The sequence below is a fragment of the Gardnerella sp. 26-12 genome (genome assembly GCF_001660745.1).
Classification (GTDB): Bacteria; Actinomycetota; Actinomycetes; order Actinomycetales; family Bifidobacteriaceae; genus Bifidobacterium; species Bifidobacterium swidsinskii.
This window is the reverse complement of the sequence record NZ_LWSR01000073.1, coordinates 1-4,760: the sequence shown is the minus strand read 5'-3', so window position 1 is coordinate 4,760 and position 4,760 is coordinate 1. Positions and strand designations below refer to the sequence as shown.

Genomic DNA, 4,760 nt, shown 5'->3' with positions numbered 1-4,760 from the left:
TTCGTCGGCAGCGTCAGATGTGTATAAGAGACAGGTATTAAAATTGCTATTTTTTCTTGTTTCAATGCATTGTTAAAAATTTATGACGATAGCAATAAGTAAACTTGCACATTATTAGTAATAATTAGTACGTGTGTGATTTATTGAGGATAGTATGAAGTCATTTTTGCGCTTGAAAGTTCCGTATTGGCTGTATGCATTTCTTTTCTTTGTTATTGACGGCATGTCGGTAATTATTGTGCAAATGGGTGTGCAGCGCGCTGGAAGAGTTGAGATGACTTCTGCAATGTCTGGTGGACGTTGGGGATTAATAACTAAAACCTGGAAAGAACTTAATTTCGTTATTGTTCTTAGTGCGCTCGTTGTTGCGATGATATACGGTTTAATTCTTTTGATTAGTAACCGATTTTGGATATCAAGTGCAATAATTCTAAGTGTTTCATTGCTTATTGCTGTTATTGAATATATGAAAGTAAATGTTCGTTATGAAACTATTCTTCCTGCGGACTTAAACTTTTTAAAAAGTAACACTGGTAATGTCGCTTCATTTTTGCCAGATAATGCTCCTATGGTCATTGGTGTTGCTTTAGGCGTTTTTATTTTGCTTTTAGTTACAACTGTTTGCTTACACATATTTGATACAAATCATGGAAAGATTGTGCGATTTAAAGATTGGCGTTATTCTGCTGGTATTCGTGTTGCAATTGCGTTGATTTTAATAGGGAATTTAAGCTGGTATATTGGCGGCGTTGGCACAGTTGACTCTTCGGCTAATGTTTTTTCTAAAATGCTTGGTGACAGTCCTGCTATGTGGGATTCTGTTTATGACGCTCAACGCAATGGTGCTATTGTGGCATTTTTGCGTAATGTAAATCCTAAAATTATGGATAGGCCGGCTGATTACAGTGAAGAAACTATGAAGGCTGTATACAAGCGTTATAACGATGAAGCTAAACGTATAAATCGTTCTCGTACAACAAATATGAACGATAATACTTTTATTCTTATCTTGTCTGAATCGTTCTCTGATCCTACTCGTGTTCCTGGTTTGAAGTTGAACAAGAATCCAATACCATTTATTAGCAATTTAAAGAAGCATACGGATAGTGGTTTGATGCTTTCTTCTGGTTATGGTGGCGGTACTGCAAATCTAGAGTACATGTCTTTAACTGGTTTGAGCATGGCTAATTTTGATCCTTCAATGACGAGTCCGTATCAGCAGTTGGTTCCTAATGCTCAATGGTCTCCAACTATTAATCAATATTGGGATGATTCTCGTAATTCTATTAAATCTATAGCTTTCCACCCGTATGAGCCGAGCATGTATTTGCGCGCTACTAATTACAAAAAGTTTGGCTTTAGTAAGTTTTACGCATTGCAAGGACCTGATGTTATTGCTCACCGTGATGTTATAGATAAATCACCGTATGTTTCTGACGCATCAGCATATAAGAGTGCGTTAGAAAAGATTAAAGAGCATAAGCAACCTAGGTTCGTACAAATTGTTACTATGCAAAACCATATGCCTTATAGGGATTGGTATGCGAATAATGAATTCGAAGCGTCTCCTAAAGATGGTGCCGCTGATCTTGGTGATGATGAAAAAACTTCTATTGAAACGTATGCTAAGGGTGTGCAACACACTGATGAGGCAACACAAGCGTTTTTGAAGAGTTTAGATAAACTAAATAAGCCTATTACTGTTATGTTTTATGGTGACCATTTGCCAGGAATTTACGGCACTGCAAGTTCAGATGAAAAGAATTCATTGTCTTTGCATTTGACTGACTATTTTATTTGGTCAAATAAGGTTGCTTTGGAGCGTAAAGAGCGTAGTGAGAAAAAATCTTCAAACAAAAATGTAGAGCATTCTAATACAAGTAAAGATGTAGATCGTACTAATAAGTATTCTTCACCTAACTTCTTTATTTCTCAGGCTGCTTTACATATGAACGCTAAAGTTTCTCCGTATCTTGCTTTCTTAACTTGTTTACATGAGCATGTGAGTGCTATGGAGCCTCCTGTTGTAAATACTATTCAAGGCTGGGATAGAATTCCTGAGGGACAATCAATTTATTTGGATAACGATGGTAATCCTATGATTTTGTCTAAGATGGATAAGAAGTCACGTCAACTTCTTCATGACTATCGCTTAATACAATACGATATTACTGCTGGAAAGCATTATTTGCGTAATACTGATTTTCTGAACTTACCGCGCTAAAAGCTAGTTTGATTATTACAATGCCCCTCGTTTGTATTTGATACATAGTATGTTTCAAATAGCGAGGGGCTTATTGATTTGCAATTTGTTAATGAAAACTATATCAATTAACAAACTATTTTAAGGCTTTAGATGCGATATCATGCCTAAAGAACATGTGTGGAAGATTAAGCTTATTTAATATGCTGTAGACGTTGTTTTGAGCGTCTTTTACATCGTTTCCATGCACTTGCACAAGAGCTACTCTACCTGAAGAAGTAAGAAGTTTTCTGCTTTCTTCATCGCTTTTTACTCCTGCATAATACACATGCTGACCTTGATTTTCGTCAACAGGAATTTGAGGAAGAGGAGTTCCAGTAACTAAAGTGCCAGGGTAGCCTTCGCTTGCAATAATTACGCCGAGCGTAACACCGCTATCTTTCCAAGTAAAAGTAGGATTTTTATGCTGCAAAATATCCCATATAGCTGCACCAAAATCTGAAGTAAGGCGAGGAAGCACAACTTCTGTTTCTGGATCTCCAAAACGAGCATTAAACTCAATAACTTTAGGACCTGTTGCTGTATCAATTAAGCCAGCATAAAGCACGCCAGTAAAAGGCGTACCCTCTTTAGCTAGTCCTTCAACAGTTGGGCGCACAATTTCGTCGATAGCACGCTGAACTGTTTCGTCGCTAATTTGCGGCACAGGGCTATAAGCTCCCATGCCTCCAGTATTTGGTCCTTTGTCTCCGTCATAAGCACGCTTGTGATCTTGAGAAATAGGCATAACCCAAAAATCAGTTCCGCTTACAAAACTCATAAGCGAAAACTCTTGACCTTGCAAAAATTCTTCAATAACAACTTTTGCTCCAGCTTGACCAAAACGATGATCTACGAAGATATCATCCAAAGCATCAACTGCTGTTTGCTCATCCATAGCAACAGTAACGCCTTTTCCAGCAGCCAAACCATCCGCTTTAATAACAATTGGAGCACCATGCTCAAGAACGTATGCGCGTGCCGGCTCCAAAGCGTCAAATGTTTTGTAGGAGGCAGTTGGAACGTTGTGACGAGCCATAAGCTTTTTTGCGAAATCTTTAGAGCCTTCAATTTGAGCTGCGGCTTTGTTTGGACCAAAAGCGGCAATTCCATGCGCTTCAAAATCGTCAACAATGCCATTCATAAGGGGAACTTCAGGACCAATGAACGCAAAATCGTAGTTATTGTCTTTAACGAACTTAATAAGAGCGTCATGATCTGATTGACTTATGTTTGCAGTTTGAATGCCATCTGCTGCAATACCAGGATTTCCAGGAGCAACAGTTACTTCTTCAACGCTTTCTCCTTTAAGTAGCGCGTGTGCAATAGCATGTTCGCGAGCGCCAGAACCAACTACTAAAACTTTCATTTTTGATCCTTTATTGCTTTAAAATTTTGCTGTTTTGTGGATTACAACAATTCGACTGCAACGTTTTCGCGCTTAGCCATTTTGCCAATAATATAAGCGGTTTCGTTATGCTCTTTTAGTATTCGCATTGCCTCGTCTGCTTTGTTTTCGTCAACTGCCAAAACCATGCCAATACCCATATTAAAAACGTTGAACATTTCAGCGTGAGCAACTTTTCCAGCTTTTTCAATAACTCCAAAAATAGGTGGAACGCTCCAGCTAGTGGTATCAATTTTTGCAGCCAAATCATCTGCGTACATGCGTGGAACATTTTCAATAAATCCGCCGCCTGTAATATGAGCAACTCCCTTAATAAGATGTTCTGCAAAAAGTGGCTTTAAAGCTTTTACGTAGATTCGAGTAGGTTCAAGAAGAACTTCGCCAAGTGTTTTGCCATTAAGCTCATCTAGCTTGGTGTCAACGCTAAAACCTGCTTCTTCAAACAAAGCTTTGCGAACAAGAGAGAATCCATTTGAATGAACTCCTGAAGAAGGAAGTCCGATAAGCACGTCGCCGGCAGTAATAGTGGATCCATCAACAATATTCGAACGTTCTGCAACGCCTACTGCAAAACCTGCAAGATCGTACTCGTCTTCGTCATACATTCCAGGCATTTCAGCAGTTTCGCCGCCAATTAAACCTGCTTCTGATTGCACGCAACCATCTGCAACGCCTGAAACTACCTGCTCAAGTATTTCAGGATTGTTTTTTCCGCATGCAATATAATCGAGGAAGAAAAGCGGCTCGGCACCTTGAGCTGCAATATCGTTTACGCACATTGCAACGCAATCAATGCCAATAGTGTTATGCTTATTCATCATTTTTGCAATCACAAGCTTGGTTCCAACGCCATCCGTGCCAGAAATCAGCACTGGCTCTTTGTAACCAAGAGATGCCAAATCAAATAAGCCGCCAAATCCGCCAATGCCACCTACAACGCCTGGGCGCTTTGTGCGATTTACATGAGATTTAATACGACGTACTACTTCGTATCCTGCTTCTACGCTTACGCCAGCTTCTTCATATGCGTGTGGCATATTGGTTCCTTTCGTAACAATGTTATAAGTATTTTCTTAAGTTTTATTTATAAATTGCAATGAACAATTTAAT

3 protein-coding genes are annotated in these 4,760 nt (G+C 39.1%); 1 reads left to right on the top strand and 2 read right to left on the bottom strand.

The genetic code is table 11. The features are described from left to right. Positions 1 to 154 precede the first annotated feature (154 nt). Complete coding sequence (locus A5295_RS04355) at positions 155 to 2,224, top strand: LTA synthase family protein (RefSeq protein WP_064621833.1); 2,070 nt, start codon at positions 155 to 157, stop codon at positions 2,222 to 2,224. A 115-nt stretch (positions 2,225 to 2,339) separates the two neighbouring features. Here A5295_RS04355 and purD read toward each other — a convergent pair whose 3' ends face one another. Then, complete coding sequence (gene purD / locus A5295_RS04350) at positions 2,340 to 3,611, bottom strand: phosphoribosylamine--glycine ligase (protein WP_064621830.1); 1,272 nt, start codon at positions 3,609 to 3,611, stop codon at positions 2,340 to 2,342. 41 nt (positions 3,612 to 3,652) lie between these two features. Further along, a complete protein-coding gene (purM, locus tag A5295_RS04345; RefSeq protein WP_064621828.1) occupies positions 3,653 to 4,687 on the bottom strand; it encodes a phosphoribosylformylglycinamidine cyclo-ligase in 1,035 nt (344 codons plus the stop codon). Positions 4,688 to 4,760 lie beyond the last annotated feature (73 nt).